General features: G+C 63.6%; 15 protein-coding genes. 5 read left to right on the top strand and 10 right to left on the bottom strand.

From position 1 onward, the window contains the following. Positions 1-1837: 1837 nt before the first annotated feature. Positions 1838-3154 (top strand): replication initiation protein, encoded by a 1317-nt coding sequence (locus MBR110_RS28950; RefSeq protein ID WP_011879642.1) that lies wholly within the window; start codon positions 1838-1840, stop codon positions 3152-3154. A gap of 89 nt (positions 3155-3243) precedes the next feature. Here MBR110_RS28950 and MBR110_RS28945 read toward each other — a convergent pair whose 3' ends face one another. The 3 genes from MBR110_RS28945 to MBR110_RS28935 form a co-directional block, all read right to left on the bottom strand. Continuing rightward, positions 3244-4275 (bottom strand): ParB/RepB/Spo0J family partition protein, encoded by a 1032-nt coding sequence (locus MBR110_RS28945; RefSeq protein WP_014725505.1) that lies wholly within the window; start codon positions 4273-4275, stop codon positions 3244-3246. Then, on the bottom strand, positions 4268-4963 hold the full coding sequence (locus MBR110_RS28940) for a ParA family protein (RefSeq protein ID WP_014725504.1): 696 nt from the start codon (positions 4961-4963) through the stop codon (positions 4268-4270). The genes MBR110_RS28945 and MBR110_RS28940 overlap by 8 nt, the downstream gene beginning before the upstream one ends. 1445 nt (positions 4964-6408) lie before the next feature. Then, complete coding sequence (locus MBR110_RS28935; protein ID WP_059604368.1) at positions 6409-7533, bottom strand: MBL fold metallo-hydrolase; 1125 nt, start codon at positions 7531-7533, stop codon at positions 6409-6411. A gap of 84 nt (positions 7534-7617) precedes the next feature. Between MBR110_RS28935 and MBR110_RS28930 the strand changes: the two genes are divergently transcribed. The 3 genes from MBR110_RS28930 to MBR110_RS28920 all read left to right on the top strand — a co-directional run bounded on the left by MBR110_RS28930 (position 7618) and on the right by MBR110_RS28920 (position 10354). Then, on the top strand, positions 7618-8271 hold the full coding sequence (locus MBR110_RS28930; RefSeq protein WP_059604365.1) for a TetR/AcrR family transcriptional regulator: 654 nt from the start codon (positions 7618-7620) through the stop codon (positions 8269-8271). 127 nt (positions 8272-8398) lie between these two features. Beyond that, entirely contained in the window at positions 8399-8890 is a 492-nt protein-coding gene (locus MBR110_RS28925; RefSeq protein WP_011879636.1) for a flavodoxin family protein, read from the top strand. A 795-nt stretch (positions 8891-9685) separates the two neighbouring features. Next, complete coding sequence (locus MBR110_RS28920; protein ID WP_181709807.1) at positions 9686-10354, top strand: ProQ/FINO family protein; 669 nt, start codon at positions 9686-9688, stop codon at positions 10352-10354. Positions 10355-10829: 475 nt separating this feature from the next. On the opposite strand, the gene MBR110_RS28915 is transcribed toward MBR110_RS28920, so the two are convergent. Then, positions 10830-11189 (bottom strand): hypothetical protein, encoded by a 360-nt coding sequence (locus MBR110_RS28915; RefSeq protein ID WP_155626539.1) that lies wholly within the window; start codon positions 11187-11189, stop codon positions 10830-10832. 27 nt (positions 11190-11216) lie between these two features. Here MBR110_RS28915 and MBR110_RS28910 point away from each other — a divergent pair, with 27 nt between their 5' ends. Beyond that, entirely contained in the window at positions 11217-12278 is a 1062-nt protein-coding gene (locus MBR110_RS28910) for a DMT family transporter (protein ID WP_014725499.1), read from the top strand. A gap of 287 nt (positions 12279-12565) precedes the next feature. Here the strand turns inward: MBR110_RS28910 and MBR110_RS28905 are convergent, their stop codons facing one another. From MBR110_RS28905 to MBR110_RS28880, 6 genes are all read right to left on the bottom strand, one after another. After that, positions 12566-12991 carry a TOBE domain-containing protein gene (locus MBR110_RS28905; protein ID WP_059695297.1) on the bottom strand — a complete coding sequence of 142 codons (426 nt, stop codon included), beginning with the start codon at positions 12989-12991 and terminating at the stop codon, positions 12566-12568. 198 nt (positions 12992-13189) lie between these two features. Next, on the bottom strand, positions 13190-14713 hold the full coding sequence (locus MBR110_RS28900) for an efflux transporter outer membrane subunit (RefSeq protein WP_034194407.1): 1524 nt from the start codon (positions 14711-14713) through the stop codon (positions 13190-13192). After that, positions 14710-15648 carry an efflux RND transporter periplasmic adaptor subunit gene (locus tag MBR110_RS28895; protein WP_034194408.1) on the bottom strand — a complete coding sequence of 313 codons (939 nt, stop codon included), beginning with the start codon at positions 15646-15648 and terminating at the stop codon, positions 14710-14712. The genes MBR110_RS28900 and MBR110_RS28895 overlap by 4 nt, the downstream gene beginning before the upstream one ends. Before the next feature lie 2 nt (positions 15649-15650). Further along, positions 15651-15863 (bottom strand): DUF1656 domain-containing protein, encoded by a 213-nt coding sequence (locus MBR110_RS28890; protein WP_011879627.1) that lies wholly within the window; start codon positions 15861-15863, stop codon positions 15651-15653. Between the two features lie 34 nt (positions 15864-15897). Continuing rightward, positions 15898-18042: an FUSC family protein gene (locus MBR110_RS28885; RefSeq protein ID WP_014725496.1), complete on the bottom strand. Its 2145-nt coding sequence runs from the start codon at positions 18040-18042 to the stop codon at positions 15898-15900. Beyond that, positions 18039-18518: a MarR family winged helix-turn-helix transcriptional regulator gene (locus tag MBR110_RS28880; protein ID WP_011879625.1), complete on the bottom strand. Its 480-nt coding sequence runs from the start codon at positions 18516-18518 to the stop codon at positions 18039-18041. The genes MBR110_RS28885 and MBR110_RS28880 overlap by 4 nt, the downstream gene beginning before the upstream one ends. Between the last annotated feature and the right edge of the window lie 164 nt (positions 18519-18682).

Raw genomic sequence — 18682 nt, 5'->3', positions numbered from 1 at the left:
CGATTGGTCACCCAACGCCAGGGTATCCGGTGACCTGTCTGCGCGCTTCGTCGGGATGCATCAGGTGTTGGGGCCGCTATGGCGTCGAGGTCGACGGCACAGTTTGAAGGTTCGATCGGCATCTCGCCCGCATGTCCTGGCTGTGGTCGCGCTTTTAATAGCCGCGACTCAGTGCTGGGTCAGCGCAACCTGGCGCGTTGTTCACGCCACTATGGCCTGGGGGATCCCACAGATGCCGCCTTCCACGATTCCACCGCCGTTCAGCAGTGGTATCGAAAAAGGTGCACGGTCGACGAGCCCAGGTCGAGCTCTGCAGCAACGCGCGGGCGCTCTCGCTGGTGCCGTTGATCGCCGCCATGTGGTGCGCCGAACCTCACTGTGCCGGCTAGTCGAAAGGTAGAAAGTTGTGAGGCTGCGTGAGGCAAGCATCACAGGAGGCGCTTCCATAGTGGGCAGGTAGGGGCGCCGAAAACGCGGGACAGCGCGGCTATGACTCCGGGCGACTTTTTCAGGAAAGGGGCACGTCTGACGCACAACACACTACGCAAGTCTCGATTCGGGCGATTTTCCTCCACCGCCGCGTCAAAAGTGATGCGCGCCGCAGGAAGGCTCAGCTGCTCGGCACGCCCAATACTCGGCAAAGCGCTCGGCATCGTCAGCCCTTATACGATCCCATAGGGGGGAACCTTTGGCCGTGAAGCCGCTATTCCATCCCATAAGTTGCTACGTTTCCATCGCTGTGAGTGTGTACTCACCCCTTTGGAAACCCGTGTCAGGCGTGGCCTCGCAGTAGAACGAGGCGGCAAACGGTCATTGCCGAGGGCAACGCGAGAACATTTCGTGCGGTTCCTTGCCCGAGAGCGCCTATTGGTAGCGGTTTATGGGGGTTGGTTTTTCTCACAGGCACGCGTGTGTTTACATCTTTGGTAAACGACGTTTACTTCTTTAACTACTTTTAGCCGGCTCACAGCCTTATTGCACAAGGGTTTGAGGGGGGTTCGGTACCCATTTATGGGAGCACAGGCGGAAGTGTATGGGGTGTCAGGTCTGTGGATTTGGGGAATCGGGTACCGTGCTGTGGGAAGTTAGGGTTGTGGATATGGGGCACGCGTAGCCTGTTATGGGATTTCTACGCAGAAGTACCTCAGGTAGCAGTCTATGGGGACACTCTTTGGTTGCCGGCTATGGGAGCTAGTTGCTCGGACCGCTGCGACGGGAGAGCAAGGTCGTTTTCTCTAAGGTAGCCATTTATAGGGCGACGTTAAGGTAGCCGGTTATGGGGCGTACTACTGGTGTCACCGACGATTTCCCTGGAATCTTAAACAAGGCTGTGCCCGCCCACCGGCTCGATAGCCACCATGGGTAACCTCCTATGGGGGCATTCGAAGGTAGCCGTTTATGGGTCGATCTTCGCACAGAATTTACGCTGCCTTCGAAAAGCACGACGGTGGCCGGTCTTGATAGGTAGCCTTCCATGGGGTTCGGCAAAGGTAGCGTTTTATGGGAGGTAACGGACCAGTGCTGCAAGGCACCACGATTTGGGTCCGCGGGTAGCTTTCTGCATGCCTGTTTCCCATGAACGGTTACCTTTGAGCTGGGCAAGACCCGTGCCGGATTCGATTGATCTGGCGCATAGGTAGCTGGTTTTGGGACGCATTGTGGCGAAAAGGTATATGGATATGGGGCAGATTTAGCGTGGCAAAACAGATTGATTATCTTTATAAAACAATGCGTTGTAAGAGTTACTGAAAGTATTGCTAGAGGATCGCCAGTTGCTGGATTACGCGAAAAGGTATAAAGTCCGCCATCAATAAGGTCACCTTCTCCGGACATCACGATGCCGCGCAAGCCCGCAATCAAAGGCTCCGACAAGCAGGTCTCTCTGTTCCAGACGCCCGAGCCGCCCGATCTGCTGCGCAAGGCGGTTCAGGCTATTCACATCGCGCCGAAGTCCGGAAAGATCGGTCTGCAGCAGCGCAAGATGTTCAGTTCGCTGATCAAGAATGCGCTGCGTCAGGAAGCGTTCGAACCGGGGCGCACGAGCTTTTCGATCTCGATTGCGGCGCTTTCGCACGAGAGCGGGCTGAACAGCAACAACACCAAGTACGTGAAGGACACGGTCAACTCGTTGATCAGTACCGTCGTCAACTGGGACTACCTTGCCGCAGATCGGTCGACCGTGTGGAAGGCGTCGGGCCTGCTCGCCGGCGCCGAGCTCGAGCAGTCGGTGCTCAAGTACAGCTTCTCGGACCAGATCCGTAGCGAACTGCTCAATCCTGAAATTTACGCGCTCATCGATATGCGGATTGCGCGTGAGTTTCGGCGCTCGCACTCGCTCGCGCTGTGGGAGAACACCGTGCGCTACGAGGGCATCGGCATCACGGCGAAGATTCCGTTGCCCAAGTTCCGCGATCTGATCCTCGGCCAGGACAAGGCATCGCAGTCGTACAAGGAATACAAGCTCTTCAAGAGCAAGGTCCTCGTGCCCTGCATTCAGGAGGTGAACGAAGTTTCCGACCATACGCTCGAGCTGATCGAACACAAGTCGGGCCGCAGCGTGGAGGCCGTTCAGTTCAAGGTGACGCGCAAGCAGAGCGCGGATACGGTCGAAGAAGGTGACGTCAAGAACGAAGCGCTCGTCGACGAAGTGGCCAAGTTCGGCATCCCGCGTTCCGAGGCGCGTCGTCTGATCACGCAATATGGAGTGCAGCGCATCAAGGCGGCGATTGCGTACACGCTCAATCGGACAACGAAAAAGAACGCGGCACCGGTCGACAACGTCGGCGCGTATTTCCGCAAGGCGCTTACGCACGGCTATACGTTGTCCGATGGACAAGGCACGGAAGCCGCCGCGCCGGCCAAGGAGTCCGCGCAGAGCAAGCAGGAGCAGATCCGCGACAAATACCTGGCCGCGAAGGTCGACGAAGCGGGCGCGTATTTCCGCGAACTGGAGATCGACGATCAGACCAAGCTGATCGAGCGTTACAACGAGACGGTGGCAGGCTCGAAGGATCTCACGCTGTCGCCGAAGAAGAAGGCAAGCAAGCTCGCACAAACGAGCTTCTTCCGATGGCTGGCGCTCGACACCTGGGGCGAACCGACGTCGGACGATCTGCTCGAATTTCTGCTGAAGAGCAGCCTCGCGACGAATTGAGAGCGGCCTCGCAGCTTGTCAGGCGACGCGTGCCGGGCTTCGGCCGGCGACGCGTCGCGATGCAGATGCGTGGTCGTGGTTCTTAGTGCTTACTTCTGAGCCGCGACGGCCAATTCGGCCACGTATGCGTCGATCACGGCTTTGAGCTGATCGGCCAGGGCTTCCTGGTGCGACGTATCGACTCCTTTCAGCTGCAGATCGAGTCGTCCGTCCGGGTAGGTCTTCAACTGGCCGACCGCGCGCGACTCGAGCGCGAAATCGTGACGAACGCTGTAGCGCGTGCGTCCCGTCTTCTTGTTGCCGTCGCCTTGCGTACGCAGGAAGTTCTCCAGATCGCGCACCGACTTTTTGCGCTCCATGACGGCGGTGAGCAGACGGTCGGCAGCCGCTTCGCCAACCCGTTCGAAAATCAGTTTCAGGAAATATGCCGCTTGCAGGCCGACCACGTCGTTGGCGCTGGCCATCCGCTCGAGGAGGGTGTTGGGCAGTGCGTTCAGCGATAGTGTCTTGCTGATCGACGCTTTGTCCTTGCCGATCTTTTCCGCGAGTGTGTTCTGGTCGGGAAAGACCTTTTCGTCGAGCAGGCGCTTCCACGCGACCGCATCGTCAAAGATCGTCTGGCGTTCGTGGTCGTGGTTCGCGCGGTACGCGATCGTGTAGAGCTGCTCGGGCGTGTGATCGGTACGGAACGTCGCGTTGATCGTCTCGTCGCCGTTGATGCTCGTCGCACGCAGGCGGCGTTGACCATCGATCACGACGAGCTTGCCCGGGAATTCCGGAAGGCGCGTCACCTTGATCGGCTCGATCTGCCCTTCCCGCTTCAGCGTCAACGCCAGTTCGTGCAGGCTCGATTCAGAGTAGAACACGCGTGGGTTGAACGGATTCGGGATGCAGTCCTTGACCGCGACTTTTTGCGGTGCGCCGAGGTCGGGTGTATCGGTTGGCGTCGTCACGGTCGGCGCGATTGCGATCGCGGCTTCGACGGCGGTATTCGACGCCGCCGAGGGCTCGGGCAAGCGCGTTTCCAGTGCGGCGTTTTCTTGCGCGAGGCCGCGCAGCAGACCGGCCGCGAGATGCAGATTGCCCGTCGGCTTCTTTTCCTTCGAAGTGTCCTTAGCCATGAGCCGCTCCGGTGGCGCGCGTCGACGCGATGTATTGGGCCATTTCTGTAACGAGTTTTTCGATCTCCGCGCGGGCCTCCTTCAGCCCTTTCAGATATCGGTTGTGATGGTGAATCGTCGTGCCGAGAGCAAACGTCTGCCGGTAGACCTCGCGCTGCGCGATCTGACTATCGAGCAGATGCTCCCCTATTTCTTCTGCCTTTAGAATTTTTAAAATCTCTTCTCTCATTTTAGTTTTTCCATTGACGCTATTTAACATCAACGCAGAAGAAAGATTTGGGTTTCTAACGGCTCGCATCGACTCGATCATGCGAATCATGGCGACGGTACTGTAAAGGTCGGCGGGCGACGGCGACAGCGGCACCAGGCAGAAGTCGGCGACTTCAAGCACTGATGCGATTCGTGGATCTTCGAGGTTACCCGGACAATCGACGACGATTACGTCGAAATTCGCATCTTGTTTTTTGATCTCGCCACCGATTCCTCGGCCGGCCGGGGCGAGGGACAGGACCGTCATCGGAAGCGTATTTTCCCCGCTCGTGACCCATCGCACTGAAGTGCCTTGGGGATCGGCATCGATCAAGGCGACTTTGTTGCCGCCTGCTTCGAAGGCGGCCGCGATGTTGACCGAGATGGTCGTCTTTCCGGTCCCACCTTTTTGGTTGCTGACGGCGATCTTGAAAGCCATTAAATCTCTCCAAGGAGTTTTGCGTAATATATGCAAATATTTTTGGAAAGTCCAGAGAGACGAGTTATTTCGAGACGAGAACCATGGCTTGAGTTTGTCACGTGACAAGTTGGCCAGATAGCTACCGTAGCTGGCCTTCGAGCGGCACGAACGGAATGACTTTAAATCCGGCGGTGATTGCCGAAGTGACGAGTTGCTCTTCTATGCACTCATTGAGCCGGGTTGCCCGTATTTCCTGTTGGGTTGCGCGAACGCTCAACTGCCGTGGACGCCTGCGCACCGATCCCTTAATGAAGGTTTTCATTGACAACGGTGTGGGCGACCAGCAATCGTGGATTCTTTGCGTATAGCGCATTGGCACCTTGCTTTTGATGCGGTTCTAAACCTTGCTGCCGGCCACGGGCCACGCTCAAATGCGGCCCAATGCGGAAGGCGGGTTGTCACGTGACAACGATTTGCGCCCAAGCGGCGGCTGGCGTTAATACTGCAGGATCCGAAGTGCAGCGCGTTACGGCGCGCGCCGGATTTCGATTGCTCTGGGGATAAGACCGAGGGTCCGACTGGGTTGTCACGTAACAACCGCTCGTCGGTTCGTCATATGCGAGCGGGGCTCGGAGAAACATCGGCCGCGGGTGACGCTCGGCGACGGGCCAACGACCTACAGCCCTGCATGCCATGACGGCCCGGCGATGATATGACCCCAATATCGCGTCGTACATGCTCATCCGAAGCTGTCGGATGTCGGGTTTTGTGCGGTCTCGCGTACTGAGCGCCAGCCAGGTGTGGAGTGGGGCAGATAGCGCCCCTCATCGCGTCACATTAACGGGAGATTCTCGGCGACGATGTGACAACTAGACGTGCCGGCCCACTGGCCGTGAAACATTTCTCCAAAAAGCGGGCGCAAGCGGAAACCCTTATCCTGCAATGGTTTGCCCAGCATTTTTCATGTTGTTTCACGGGAAGATCCGCCATTGCCGGCTCGAATTAGGGGGCACATGCGCGACCGGGTCTGAAATTCTCCAGGGCACCCTCAATACGACTACATTCATTGTATTTGAAACGTATTATGTAGTTTGCGATACATTCGAGCGGGCGGTGGAGCGGTTTCCGCAGGGGCGCAATGTGCAGTTGTCACGTGACAACACAGTGCGGGCGCGCAACTGTTAGTCCGACCGATGACGGCGGGGACCCTAGAGTTCGTGGTTGAAAAGGCGCCAACCTCCGATCGGCGAGAGGCGGGTGCTGCCGAATCCGAATCAGTGTTCCCGACACTAAAGCCCGCGACGACACGATTCCCAGCAGGGTGATCGACAATCGCGTCGCTGAGCAACCGCAGACTCCCCGAAGCCAATTGGTTGTTTTTTCGCATGGGGCTTCAGGAGCGAGATGCGCTAGCGCCACGGGGCGCAGACAAATCGACGCATAGCCGCCCCGACTCCGTGCGTCTACTTCGCCGATCGCGCTGCGCACAATGGCCATCGCCACACCTTCTTGGAAGGCGCCGCCAATGCCTGCTTAACTGTTCGCCACCACCGTTCGCCGCGATGCGGCTCGTTGAGATCCACCCGCTCGCCCATCCTTGGAGTCGACAATTGAATGCCGTGGGCGACCGACAACGCGGTGACACGTTCGAACGGTTCGTGCCAGCAATGCATCGCGAGATCGAATGTGCCGTTATGAATTGGGATCAGCGTACGACCTCGCAGATCAATATGGGCCTGGATTGTCTCCTCCGGCTGCATATGCACGTATGGCCATTGCGGGTCGTACGCTCCGGTCTCGACGAATGTCACATCGAACGGTCCGAGGCGCTCGCCGATCATTCGGAAGCCGTCGAAGTACCCGGTGTCGCCACTAAAGAACATGCGCAGTTCGTCGTCAACGATGACCCACGACGCCCACAGCGTGCTATTGCCGTCAAACAGGCTGCGCCCCGAAAAATGCTGGGCGGGCGTCGCGGTGAGCGTCAGGCCGGCGACGTCAACGCTTTGCCACCAGTCGAGCTGGCGCACCTTCCCGGCGTCGATGCCCCATTCGATCAGGCGGTCGCCGACACCGAGCGTCGTAACGAAGACACTCGTGGTGTCCGCCAGCGCGCACACCGCATCGCGATCGAGGTGATCATAGTGATCGTGGGAAAGGATCACGCCGCGCAACGGCGGTAGATCGCCGAGTTCAATCGGCGGCGCATGGAAGCGTTTCGGGCCCACGCGCCGAAACGGCGATGCTCGCTCGGCGAATACCGGATCCGTCAACCAGAATTCGCCGCGCAACTTGAATAGCAACGTCGAATGCCCGAGCCGATACAGGCTCCGATCCGGAGCTGCGTCGAGTTGCTCGCGAGTAAGCGGATCGATTGGTAAAACGCCCGTCGGCACCGTGTTGCGCGGTTTGTTGAACAGCATGTTCCAGGCGATGCGAAGCGTCTTGCCAAAACTCTCCGCGGGCCTTGCTGTCGTGTTGCGGAAGCGCTCGCCATTGTGTTGTGGCGAGCCGCCGGACAAATCGCGGCCACGCCTCGCGGCTGCGATACCGAGGACCCGATGAAGAAAAACGAGCGGGGACGCCATATTTGATTTCCCGTCAATAAAAGTACACCGAGCAGTGTAGACCTGTTGGGCGAAAAGTAAACTCAACGGTATAGAATTTCTTTCATGAATACGAACACACCCTCTGAGCGCCTGACCGAAAGAAAGCGAGCGGCCATCCTTGATGCCGCGATCAAGGAATTTCTCGCGGCAGGCTACGACGCGACCAGCATGGATCGCATCGCCGCGCGCGCAAATGTGTCGAAGCGCACGGTGTACAACCATTTCCCCGGCAAGGAGGCGTTGTTCGCCGCGATCCTGCATCGCTTATGGGATGCGACGTGCACCGTCGGCGTGTCCGCTTATCGCGCAGACGTGCCGCTGCGGGAGCAGTTGCTCGTATTGCTTGACCGCAAACTGCGGCTGCTGAGCGACGAAGCGTTTCTCGCACTGGCACGCGTTGCGATCGGCGCCGTCATTCACTCGCCGGAACGTTCACGCGACATGGTGGAGCGCATTGGCGAACGCGAGGAGGATTTGACCGTCTGGATTCGCGCGGCCGCGGCGGCCGGTCGCCTGTCCGCTCCCGATCCGGAATTTGCTGCCCACCAACTGCATGGCATCGTGAAGGCGTTCGCGTTCTGGCCGCAAGTGACGCTTGGTCAGCCGCCGCTCGAAGTTGCGCAGCAGGAAAAGGTCGCGCAAGCGGCCGCGGACATGTTTCTCACGTACTACGGCCGTCCGGCCGACGCGGATTCGTCGGCGCCGGCGCGGGGCTAATCCGGTATCCAATGCAGCAGTCACGCGCCGCAATTGGACAACGCGCAGATGCGGGCCCACGCGCACTCCGCTACCCGCCATCAGCGCGGCTGAATCTGACGCGACCGAATAGAGAGAGCGAATACAGATGAAGACGCTGTTGATCGTCTATCACACGATGACCGGAGGCACACGGCAAATGGTCGAAGCGGCCGCCGCCGCGGCGCGCGAGCAGCCGGGCGTCGACGTTCGGTTGCAGCGTGCCGAGGAGACGCACGCAGACGACGTGCTCGCCGCCGACGCATATCTGTTCGCGACGCCGGAAAATCTCGCGGCGATGTCCGGGATGATGAAAGACTTCTTCGACCGCTGTTACTACGCGGCGGTCGATCGCGTGAACGGTCGTCCGTATGCGGCGATGATTTGTGCGGGCAGCGACGGACAGAACGCGCTGCGCCAGATCGATCGAATCGCGACCGGATGGCGGCTCAGGCGTGTGGTGCCGGGCTTGATCGTCTGTACCCACGCGCAAACGCCCGAGCGCATCCTGGCGCCGAAAATGATCGACCGCGAGGATCTCGAGCGCTGCGCGGAGACCGGTGCAGCGCTTGCTGCCGGGTTAGCGCTTGGCGTGTTTTGATCGATGATGTCAATGCGAACCCGTTGATACGAAGCAGTCCCATACACGACGCTTCCCAATACGCGGCTCCGTTGCTACCAATTGGAAGATTCGCAGCTTCGATGTAATGCGGACGAGGCGCACTGCGCCAATTTCCGTTGTATTGCTGGATCCGATGTAGATGCTGCCGATCGTCGTTGGCACCTGCCGTCGACCGGAGATGCCCGATGGCGCGCCCCCTCGCCGCCATCGTACGAGCACCCACATGGCACGCGAATGCATATCGATGCGCACGCAACCAAGCCCACCACGGCAGCGTGTGACGCGAATCACTGAACGCACCGACCGCGCGACACGCAGCATGCAAAGGATGGCACAGCCATATGTTGAATGACCCGTAACGCGACATGCGAACGCCAACGCCGCCAATGACAACGTCCAAGTTTCGTGCGGCGGAACAACGCACGCATTACACGCATTACGCACCGCACCTCAAACGCGGGTAAAGCGGCGCTACGTAACACGCGGTCGTTATTCGACGAAAACGCAGCGATAATGCGCAGCACGCCGATTCGGACGCCCCGCGGCCGCGGTTCCGGCCAAATATGAACCCGTCGGCGAACCGACCGTCGCGCGTACCGGTATACTTCCACTCCTGCCTTCTCCGGCATCGTGGCCGGGTGCCTGAAACAGCGGCGATGGCGATGCGGCCCCGCAATCGCGTGCATCGGCGGCAACAAGCCGCATGCGATGCGGCATGTCGATGTGCGAAGCGGCTGCACGAACCACGCCTTATATTCCTGGTGGATTGAATTTATGGGTTTTGAACAACTTGCCGAATTGCGGGCGCAGCTCGCAGCAAAGGCCAAGCAGGAGCGCAACGCGAAGCAACCGGCAACGCAACCGGATGCCGGTGCAAAGCCCAAGTCGGGCAACCGGCCGGCTCGCGGGGCCAAATCGGGTGCCCCGGCCAAAGCGCCGTCCGGCGCCAAGCCCGCTTCGGCGAAACCGTCGACGCCGGTCGATCCGGTCATCGTCGCGATCGGCAAACTGCAGCGTCGGTTCCCGCGCGCATTCCCGAAGAATCCGGCTCCGAAGGTGCCCCTGAAGGTCGGCATCTGGGACGACCTCGCGCGCGAGGCGCAGTCCGTCGGGCTGAGCGAAGCGGAGTTGCGCGAAGCGATGTCCACGTGGTGCCGCGGCAATCGTTATTGGTCGTGTCTGGTCGAAGACGCGGTGCGGGTCGATCTGCAAGGTAACGAAGCCGGTCGCGTGACGCACGACGATGCCGCGCGCGCGCGCCGCTTGAAATCGCGCCGGCCGGGCAAGGGTGGGGCGCAGGCCGCGAAGGGTGCACCGCAGCAGCCGAAAGCGCAGGCGCCTGTCGACGCGGCAGTAGCGCATCCGGCGGCCGCAGACGCACCGACGGATGCGCCTTCGGACGCAGCATCGCAGGCCGAACAGCAGACGGCTGCGAACGAGTAACGCCCGATGTGTTGCCGCGCGAGCGCGCGGCAACATCCAGTCCGCGCTGCGTATGCAGTGCATCGTGTGACGGACCGGCGAACGCTCAAGAGCGCGTCGGTACGACCTGCACTGCCCACACCGCCATCACCTGATTTCCATCATCGCACCGGCATCGAACTGCCTGGCGGTCGACGGCGCTTGGCCCGTGGGTCATCGGTGTCCGCTTTGTCGCCGCGCCCTTTGCTGTCGACCCCAATCGACGAACTATCCCGACCGTCCGCCGCTCCGCGCGCTGCGCCGCTGCGCCGCTGCGCCGCTGCGCCGCTGCGCAGACACGCAGACACGCGACGACGCAGGCAACGCATCAATCGCGTCGAGTGGATATAAATCCGATACGAAGCCGTATACGCAATCGCAAGTTGCGACCTCACGAACAGATTCACCGCAAACAATAATAGTTCGGGCTACTGATATCGCCACACCTGGGCGCGACTCACGCCGACAGATCTCCGACGAAGAGCCGGCCGAGTAGCTCCGCACGAATCCATATCGCAGAATCGGCTTCGCCGCGCCCGATCGGCCAGCACGTCAGCGAGCCCCGATGCGCTATCACCACGCCGCGCCGCGATTGCCTTACGTCGATTGTCGCCGCGCGCCGCAACCGCCATAATGTCTCGCCCGAACCGCCGCGCCGGCACGCATCATGCGCGCGACGCAATACCACCCGCAGCCGAAAGCTCAACCGAATCGCGCTGCCCGGCGCTCGATGTAAACGCACCGCAAAACCGATTTCGCTGAAGCACCGCCCGCCGCCCGCTGGCCCGATCTCCCGGCGCACAATACCGATATCCACTCGCGACACTCAACGCCAATCCGCATCATGAACCCGAGACGTTCCGCAATTCTCGTCGCGCTCACAGCCGCCATCTTGTTCGGCGCTGCGACGCCGCTCGCCAAGGCGCTGATCGGTACGATGTCGCCGTTCATGGTCGCAGGTCTTTTCTATCTCGGCAGCGGTGTCGGCCTCGGGGTTGTAATCGGCCTGCGCGCATTGCGCGGGCACCGTCCGTCGACGGATGGCGCCGCACCGCTGCAACGTGCCGAGCTGCCTTGGCTCGCCGGAGCGATCGCGGCCGGCGGCATCGCAGGCCCTGCGTTGCTGATGCTCGGGCTGTCGACGACGCCGGCCGCGACGAGCGCGTTGCTGCTCAATCTGGAAGGCGTGTTGACCGCCGTCATCGCGTGGGTCGTATTCCGCGAGAACGTCGATCTGCAGGTGTTCGGCGGCATGGTGGCGATCGTCGCCGGGGGCATCCTGCTGTCGTGGGCGCCGGCCCAGGCGGGCGTGCCGGCCGGTGCGCTGCTGATTGCCGGCGCCTGTCTGTGCTGGGCGATCGACAACAACCTGACGCGCAAGGTCGCCGCGAACGATGCGATGGTCATCGCATGCGTGAAGGGCCTCGTCGCGGGCCCGGTGAATATCGCCATCGCGCTCGCGACGGGCGCCGCGTTGCCGACCGTTCCGATTACGCTCGCCGCGATGCTCACCGGACTCGGCGGATATGGCATCAGTCTCGTGCTGTTCGTCGTCGCGCTGCGCCACCTCGGCAGCGCACGCACGGGTGCGTACTTCTCCGTGGCGCCGCTGTTCGGCGTCTTGCTGTCACTGTTGATCTGGCCGGCGCTGCCGTCCGTCACTTTCTGGGCCGCCTCCGCACTGATGGCGCTCGGCATCTGGCTGCATGTGCGCGAGCGGCACGAACACGAGCACGCGCACGAACGGCTCGAACACGCGCACCGGCATCGTCACGACGAACACCATCAGCACGCGCACGATTTTCCGTACGACGGCAACGAGCCGCACACCCATCCGCACGTGCATCTGCCGATCACGCACAGTCACGCGCATTTTCCGGACATTCATCACCGTCATCGGCACTGACAAAGACGAGGACGTCGTCTGCCTGGACGGCAAGGTAACCGTTTATGGGGCGTCGTTCCTCGTTCCCCTGCGGTATCAATGCTGATTATTCGGTGCGAGCGCGGCACTTACCGCGCGCTCGCCCATGCCGGCGCTAACGCGTGGCGGCCACGCCGACGACGTCGCGGCGGATGTCTTCAAAGCATCGATCTTGTTGCTATGCCCGCAAGCTGATTTGCGCAGTCAACCCATACGGGTGTCGCCAACTGCTCCGGGTCGTTACGGCGCTCAGCTGCGTGAACGGCCAATCACGCGACGGCGACGATCACGCTCGATGCCTTGAAGACTGCGGATGCGGCCTTGCCGCTCGCGAGACCGAGACGATCGCCGCTATCGTTGGTAACGATCGCGACGATCTCGGCGCCGCCGGCCGCGCGGATCACGATTTCGGAATTCACCGCGCCTTTCGCAATCGACGACACGGTGCCGGCGATGCAGTTGCGGGCCGATACCTTGCTGCTGTCGACGTCGACCATCACGATCACCGACGACGCCTTGACGAGCGCGAAGGCGTTCGTCCCCGCCGCGAGGCCCAGCGACGCTGCGCTGCCGTGCGTGATCACGGCGACGATCTCGAGGCCATTGTCGGTACGCAGCGTGACTTCGTCGTTGACGGCGCCGGGCTTGACGACGTCGATCCGGCCGGGGAATTGGTTACGGGCGCTGGTTCGCATGAGGACTCTCCGGGAAGTGAGCCGCGCGACGCGCGGCGAGCGAAGGACGAAAACCGCAGACGAGTTTATCGGGAATGCGGGTGCGGCGCGATGTCGGCGCGGTCTTCTCCGCAACGGCGATTGCGCGTGAACGCAACCGCGACCGCGGGGCGGTAGTAGACGCGACACGCTCGTCGCGCTTTGTCGCCACACGGAAACTTACCGACCCATTGCCGATGCCGCCGACTTAGCCGCCGCCGATGCTGGTGCCGAACCCGCCCCCGAACCCGCCGCCACGCCCGCCACCACCTCCCCATCGCCCTCCCACCCCCCGCCGAGCGCGAGGAACAACCTGACCTGATCCGCCGCAACCTGCCCCTCAGCCGCCGCGACCTGCGCGCGCACGCTCGTCAACGTGCGCGTCGCATCCAGATCCGAAATGAACGACTCGCGCCCGGCCATATAGAGCCGGTGCGTTTCGTCGGCGGAACTTCGCGCCGATTCGTAGGCCGTGCGCAGCGCGTCGGTGCGCTGCACGTCGGCCGCATAGGTCGCGAGGCTCGACTGCGTTTCGCGCAGCGCGTTCAGCACGACGCCGTCGAAGTGCGCGAGCGCGCCGCCGGTCGCCGCTTCGGCTTCGCGCACGCGCGCACGCTGGCCGTTGATCGGGAACGCCCAGCTGATCAGCGGCCCGAACGACCAGCGGTTGGTGGTCGACGAGAACAGATCGGCGGCGACGCCGACCGAACCCGCGGATAACCCGATGCTCACCGACGGATACAGCGCGGCGGTTGCCACGCCGATGCGGGCCGTGGCAGCCGCGAGCTGGCGCTCGGCTTCGCGAACGTCGGGACGGCGGCGCAGCAGCGCGGCGCCGTCGCCGATCGGGATCGGTTGGCGCAGCCGCGGCAGCCGCTCGCATTCGGCGACGGCCTTCGGCAGATCTGCGGGCGCTCGCGCGAGCAAGGCGGCGAGCTGGTATTGCGCGATCTTGCGCCGGCCTTCGAAGCGCGGGATGTCGGCCGACAGCGTGCGTACCTGCGTGACGCCGCGCGTCACGTCGGTCTGATTGCCGCGCCCCGCGTCGCGCAGCCGCTGCGACAGCTTCACACGCTGCTGCTGCAGCGCGAGCGACTGCTTCGCGATCGCGAGTTCGTCGCCGGCGGAGCACGACTCGACGTACGCCCGCACCACATCCGCGACGACGGTGATGCGCGCGAGGTCGGCCGCCGCCTGCACCGCGTCGCTGTCCGCGTGCGCGGCCTCGACGCCACGCCGCAGCTTGCCGAACAGATCGAGCTCGTACGACACGTTGATGCCGACCGCGCCTTCGTTGACGACCGGCAGCTTGTTCTCGAGCAGATACTGTTCGGCCGATTCCTGCGCGCGTTGCACGCCGGCTTCGGCGTGGCCCGAGAAGCCGCCCTGTTCGTTGGCGACCTCCAGCGCCGCGCGCGAGCGCGCGAGGTTCGCTGCAGCGACGCGCAGGTCGGTGTTCGATTTCAGCGCGCTCTGCACCAGCGCATTCAGCACCGGATCGTCGTACAGCTGCCACCAGTTGCCGGGCACCGCATCGCGCGAGACGAGCGCGCCGTCCGCATCGTCGAGCGCATGGTTCGCGAGCGGCGCATTCACGTATGCGTGCTGCGGCAGCGCGTAATCGGGGCCGACCGACTTGCACGCGCCGAGTGCGAGCGCGAGCGGCGCGAGCGCCGCCGCGAGGCGCAGCCCATGCCGCTTCATTGCGATGCTCCAGTCGCGCTGGCCGCGGCGGGCGCCGATGCCGGCCGCGTCTTGTCGTCACGGCGCGCGTCATGCGAGCGCACCGCGACGGTCGCGGTGCGGCCGGCGATCATCCGGAAATCGTCCGGTACCTCGTCGAGCACGACGCGCACCGGCACGCGCTGCGCGAGCCGCACCCAGCTGAATGCCGGGTTCACGTTCGGCAGCAGGTTCGCGCCCTGCGTGCGGTCGCGATCCTCGATCGCGGCGACGATGCTCTGCACGTGGCCGCGCAGCGGATGCGGCTCGCCCATCACGACGATGTCGACCGGCTCGCCGATATGGATGCCGCGCAGCTTGGTTTCCTCGAAATAGCCGTCCACGCGGAACGAGTTGCGATCGACGACCGACAGCACCGCACGGCCGGCCGCCACGTATTCGCCGGTGCGCGGCGCGCGGTCGTTCAGATAGCCGTCGACCGGGCTCACGATCGTGGTGCGCTGGAGATTCAGTTTCGCGGTGTCGAGCGACACCTGCGCATCGGCGACGGCGGCTTCGCCCTGCTCGACGCGCGTGCGGCTTTCCTCGACCTGTTCGCTCGCCACCAGATTGCCGAGCTGCAGGTTGCGCGCATATTCGCGCTTCGCCTGGGCGAGCGTCGCGCGGCGCTGCGCGAGGGTCGCTTCGGCGAGGCGTTGCGCGAGCGTGTAGCGCGCCTGATCGATCACGAACAGCACCTGGCCGCGCTTGACCTCCTGGTTGTCGGCGACCTGCACCGACGTGATGAGGCCGGCCACGTCCGGCGCGACCTGGATCACGTCGGCGCGCACGTGCCCGTCGCGGGTCCACGGCGAGAACATGTAGTAATTGATGATGCGCCACAACACGAGGGCGGCCACGACGACGACGATCAGCGTGAGCAGGATCTGTCCTGCCGAGTACCAGGTTTTTTTCACGATTAGCTAGCCACGAGATGGTGAGACACGACCACGACGGCGGCAAGCACGAACACGTAGATGCCGAGATCGAAGATCGAACGGTGCCAGACGAGGCGGTAGAAGCCGACGCGCTCGAGCAGCGCGCGCACGACGATGTTGATCAGATACGCGATCAGCATCAGCACGAGGGGAGCCGGCACGAATACGCCGAAGATGTCGATTTCGCCGATCATGGTCGCGCTCGGAAGGACGGGTGGGAAAGCCGGATCATGCGCGTGCTCCGTCCGCCGTGGCCTGCGGCGGCTGCGCGGCCGCGGCCGGGTACAGCGACAGCCGCAGCCCGACGAGCGCGTGCAGCGTATTGCGCAAGCGCCGGTGCGCGGCGCGCGACGTCGGTGCCGCAGGCGTCGCGCCGGCCTCCGCCGCGCCGGCCGACGCGGCGTGCGGCCGCGTGCGGCCCGCCACGCGCCGCAGCGCATCGTCGATCGACGCGAGCAGCGCGGGCGGCGCCGGCTGCCGTGCGTTGGCGGCCGCGCAGCGCGCGTAGTGATCGGTGACGCCGGCCAGCACGCGGTCGATCGCATCGGGCACGTCGCCCGACAGTCTGCGGCGCGCGCGGCGCAGGTCGAGCGCGTTCAGCGCGATGCGCAGGTCGCGGAAGCTCTCGATCGACGGATGACGATGATCGTCCGACGCGCCGAGCCGCGGCAGCAATTGCGTGACGCGATCGAGCATCCGCGACGCATGGTTGCGCTGGTCGTCGAGCGGCTGCGTCGACGCGGAGCGCGCGACGTCCTCCCAGCCCGAGCGCAGCAGCCGTCGCACGGCGAGTTCGGCGCCGAACGGCCGCGTCGCGCGCGTCCACAGATACGCGAACAGCAACCCGGCGACACCGGCGAGGTTGCTGTTCAGGAACACGAAGAAGTCGGCGTCGTACGCGCTCTGGATGCTGATGAAGGTCGCCGTGTTGACGGCGACGAGCATCGTCACCATGTTGAACTGCGGGCGCGGCAGCAGCGTGCCGATCAGGATGAACGGGCCGGCGAACATCAGCACGAGCATCGCGAAGTCGTGCACGTGCGGCAGCACGGCGAACAGGTACAGGCCCGCGAACACGACGCTCGCGGCGGTCGCGAGGAAGAACTTGAACACGAGCGGCGCAGGCTCGTCGAGCGCGGCGAAGAAGCTGCACGCGACGGCGGCCAGCGTGACCGCGCCGGCGCCGTCGTGCCAGCCCGACGCGATCCACAGCCAGCACGCGAACACGATCGCGCCGGCCACGGTCAGCGTCGAGAACAGCATCATCCCGCGATCGAAGAAACGCTCGGTGCCGCCGAGCCGCCAGTGCCTGAAACGCGGCTGCCAGATGCCCGACTCGTTCGCGATCAGCGCGCGCAGCGAGCGGCAGTCCTGCCAGATGTCGATGACCTGACGCAGCCGCCACAGCGCATTCGACAGCAGCGCGCCGTCCCAGCTCGCGAGTGCGCTGTCGGGCGGCTGCAGCGACGCGATGCGCGCGCGCAGGTCGTCCGCGGCCGGATCGTGCGCCATCTCGCCGCCGGTGTCGGCCTTCACGGCCGGCAGCGGCGCATCGAACCACTTCGCGGCGTCGGCGAGCAGCGCGTCGAGCCCGGGCGGGCGCACTTTCAGTTCGCGCATCAGCGCGACGAGCGGGTCGGCCAGCGACGACATCAGCGGCAGGAACAGCTGCATCCGGCCCGCGAGCGCCTGCGCGCGCTCGAGCACGCGCGGATGCGCGTGGTCGTAGCTCAGCTGGCTCAGCAGAAACTCGAGGCCGGTGATGGTGGCGGCGAGGCGCTGGCGGCACGCGGACAGCGCCTTGCCCGCGAGATGTCCGGACAACGTCTCGCGCCCGTAGAACGCGGCATCCTTGAACCATGCATCGGTGCGTTCGATCAGCGTCGGCGCGAGCCGGTTCGGGAACACGGTGCTGCCGACCACGCTCGCGCACACGATGCCGAGGACGATCTCCTCGGTGCGGGCGATCGCGACGTCGAAGATCGTCGACGGATCGGCCACCGTCGGCAGCGCGATGAGCGGCATCGTGTAACCGGCCAGCATGAACACGTAGCTGCGCGCGGTGCGGTCCGAGATCGCGAGGTAGAGCAGCGTGCCGCACCACGTCGCGACGATGATGCTGAACAGGATCGGCGTCTCGACGAACGGCGGCACGAACAGGATCGCGGCGGCTGCGCCGAGCGCGGTGCCGAGCGCGCGATACAGCGCCTTGGAACGCGTCGCGCCGACGAACGGGTTCGACACGATGTAGACGCTCGCCATCGCCCAGTAAGGACGCGGCAGCTGAAAATACAGGCCGAGGTACAGCGCGAGCATCGACGCGGCGAACGTCTTGCCGGAGAACAGCCAGTCGCGAAGGCTCGGAAAGGTCATGACGCGGAACTGGCGGATTGCGGCGCGCCCGGTGCCGGGTTCGGCACATCGGCGGCGTTGAACGCATTCAGCACGCGCAGCGTCGCCTCGAGGTCGGCGCGCGACACGCCCTTGAGCACCTGCGCGCGCAGCACGCGCAGGTCTTCTTCCATCTTCGCGGTGACCGAGCGGCCGGCGGCCGTCAGCGAGATCGTTTTCGCGCGACGATCGTACGGGTCCTCGTCGCGGCGCGCGAGACCGGCCGCGCACAGCTGGTCGAGCAGCCGCACGAGCGACGGCCCCTCGATGCCGACGTGTTCGGCCAGCGTGCCCTGGCGCACGCCTTCGCCCAGGCGCCCGGCGATCAGCAGCGGCGTGGCGCAGGCCTCGGACACGTTGTACGCGGTCAGCACCGCGTCGCTGGTGCGGCGCCACTTGCGCGCGCTGAGCACCAGCAGGCTGCTGACGGCGAGGCGGAGATCGGGCAGATTCGTCATGCACGAGATGATAGGGGCAAAGTAATTCGATAGCAAACTACCGTTTTTGTCATGCGGATGTCTTGCAGCTTCTGTGCATCGGCCGCGCAACGGCCGTCCAAAGCCGCGGTGCGCCGACCGACGAAGCTCCGATTCGCGAGCCGGTGACAAGCGGGTGGTGCAGT

Origin of the sequence: Burkholderia sp. MBR-1, assembly GCF_013822785.1 — a bacterium.
GTDB classification, from domain to species: Bacteria; Pseudomonadota; Gammaproteobacteria; order Burkholderiales; family Burkholderiaceae; genus Burkholderia; species Burkholderia vietnamiensis.
The sequence above is the reverse complement of the archived record's forward strand: the minus strand, read 5'-3'. Positions and strand labels throughout refer to the sequence as shown.

What these genes read in the sequence shown, in the direction of transcription:
- MBR110_RS28945 (WP_014725505.1), bottom strand. Translation starts at nt 4,275, where the DNA reads ATGGCTAAGGACACTTCGAAGGAAAAGAAGCCGACGGGCAATCTGCAT.
- MBR110_RS28900 (WP_034194407.1), bottom strand. Translation starts at nt 14,713, where the DNA reads ATGAAGCGGCATGGGCTGCGCCTCGCGGCGGCGCTCGCGCCGCTCGCG.
- MBR110_RS28885 (WP_014725496.1), bottom strand. Translation starts at nt 18,042, where the DNA reads ATGACCTTTCCGAGCCTTCGCGACTGGCTGTTCTCCGGCAAGACGTTC.
- MBR110_RS28880 (WP_011879625.1), bottom strand. Translation starts at nt 18,518, where the DNA reads ATGACGAATCTGCCCGATCTCCGCCTCGCCGTCAGCAGCCTGCTGGTG.
- MBR110_RS28935 (WP_059604368.1), bottom strand. Translation starts at nt 7,533, where the DNA reads ATGGCGTCCCCGCTCGTTTTTCTTCATCGGGTCCTCGGTATCGCAGCC.
- MBR110_RS28940 (WP_014725504.1), bottom strand. Translation starts at nt 4,963, where the DNA reads ATGGCTTTCAAGATCGCCGTCAGCAACCAAAAAGGTGGGACCGGAAAG.
- MBR110_RS28950 (WP_011879642.1), top strand. Translation starts at nt 1,838, where the DNA reads ATGCCGCGCAAGCCCGCAATCAAAGGCTCCGACAAGCAGGTCTCTCTG.
- MBR110_RS28920 (WP_181709807.1), top strand. Translation starts at nt 9,686, where the DNA reads ATGGGTTTTGAACAACTTGCCGAATTGCGGGCGCAGCTCGCAGCAAAG.
- MBR110_RS28910 (WP_014725499.1), top strand. Translation starts at nt 11,217, where the DNA reads ATGAACCCGAGACGTTCCGCAATTCTCGTCGCGCTCACAGCCGCCATC.
- MBR110_RS28905 (WP_059695297.1), bottom strand. Translation starts at nt 12,991, where the DNA reads ATGCGAACCAGCGCCCGTAACCAATTCCCCGGCCGGATCGACGTCGTC.
- MBR110_RS28930 (WP_059604365.1), top strand. Translation starts at nt 7,618, where the DNA reads ATGAATACGAACACACCCTCTGAGCGCCTGACCGAAAGAAAGCGAGCG.
- MBR110_RS28925 (WP_011879636.1), top strand. Translation starts at nt 8,399, where the DNA reads ATGAAGACGCTGTTGATCGTCTATCACACGATGACCGGAGGCACACGG.
- MBR110_RS28890 (WP_011879627.1), bottom strand. Translation starts at nt 15,863, where the DNA reads ATGATCGGCGAAATCGACATCTTCGGCGTATTCGTGCCGGCTCCCCTC.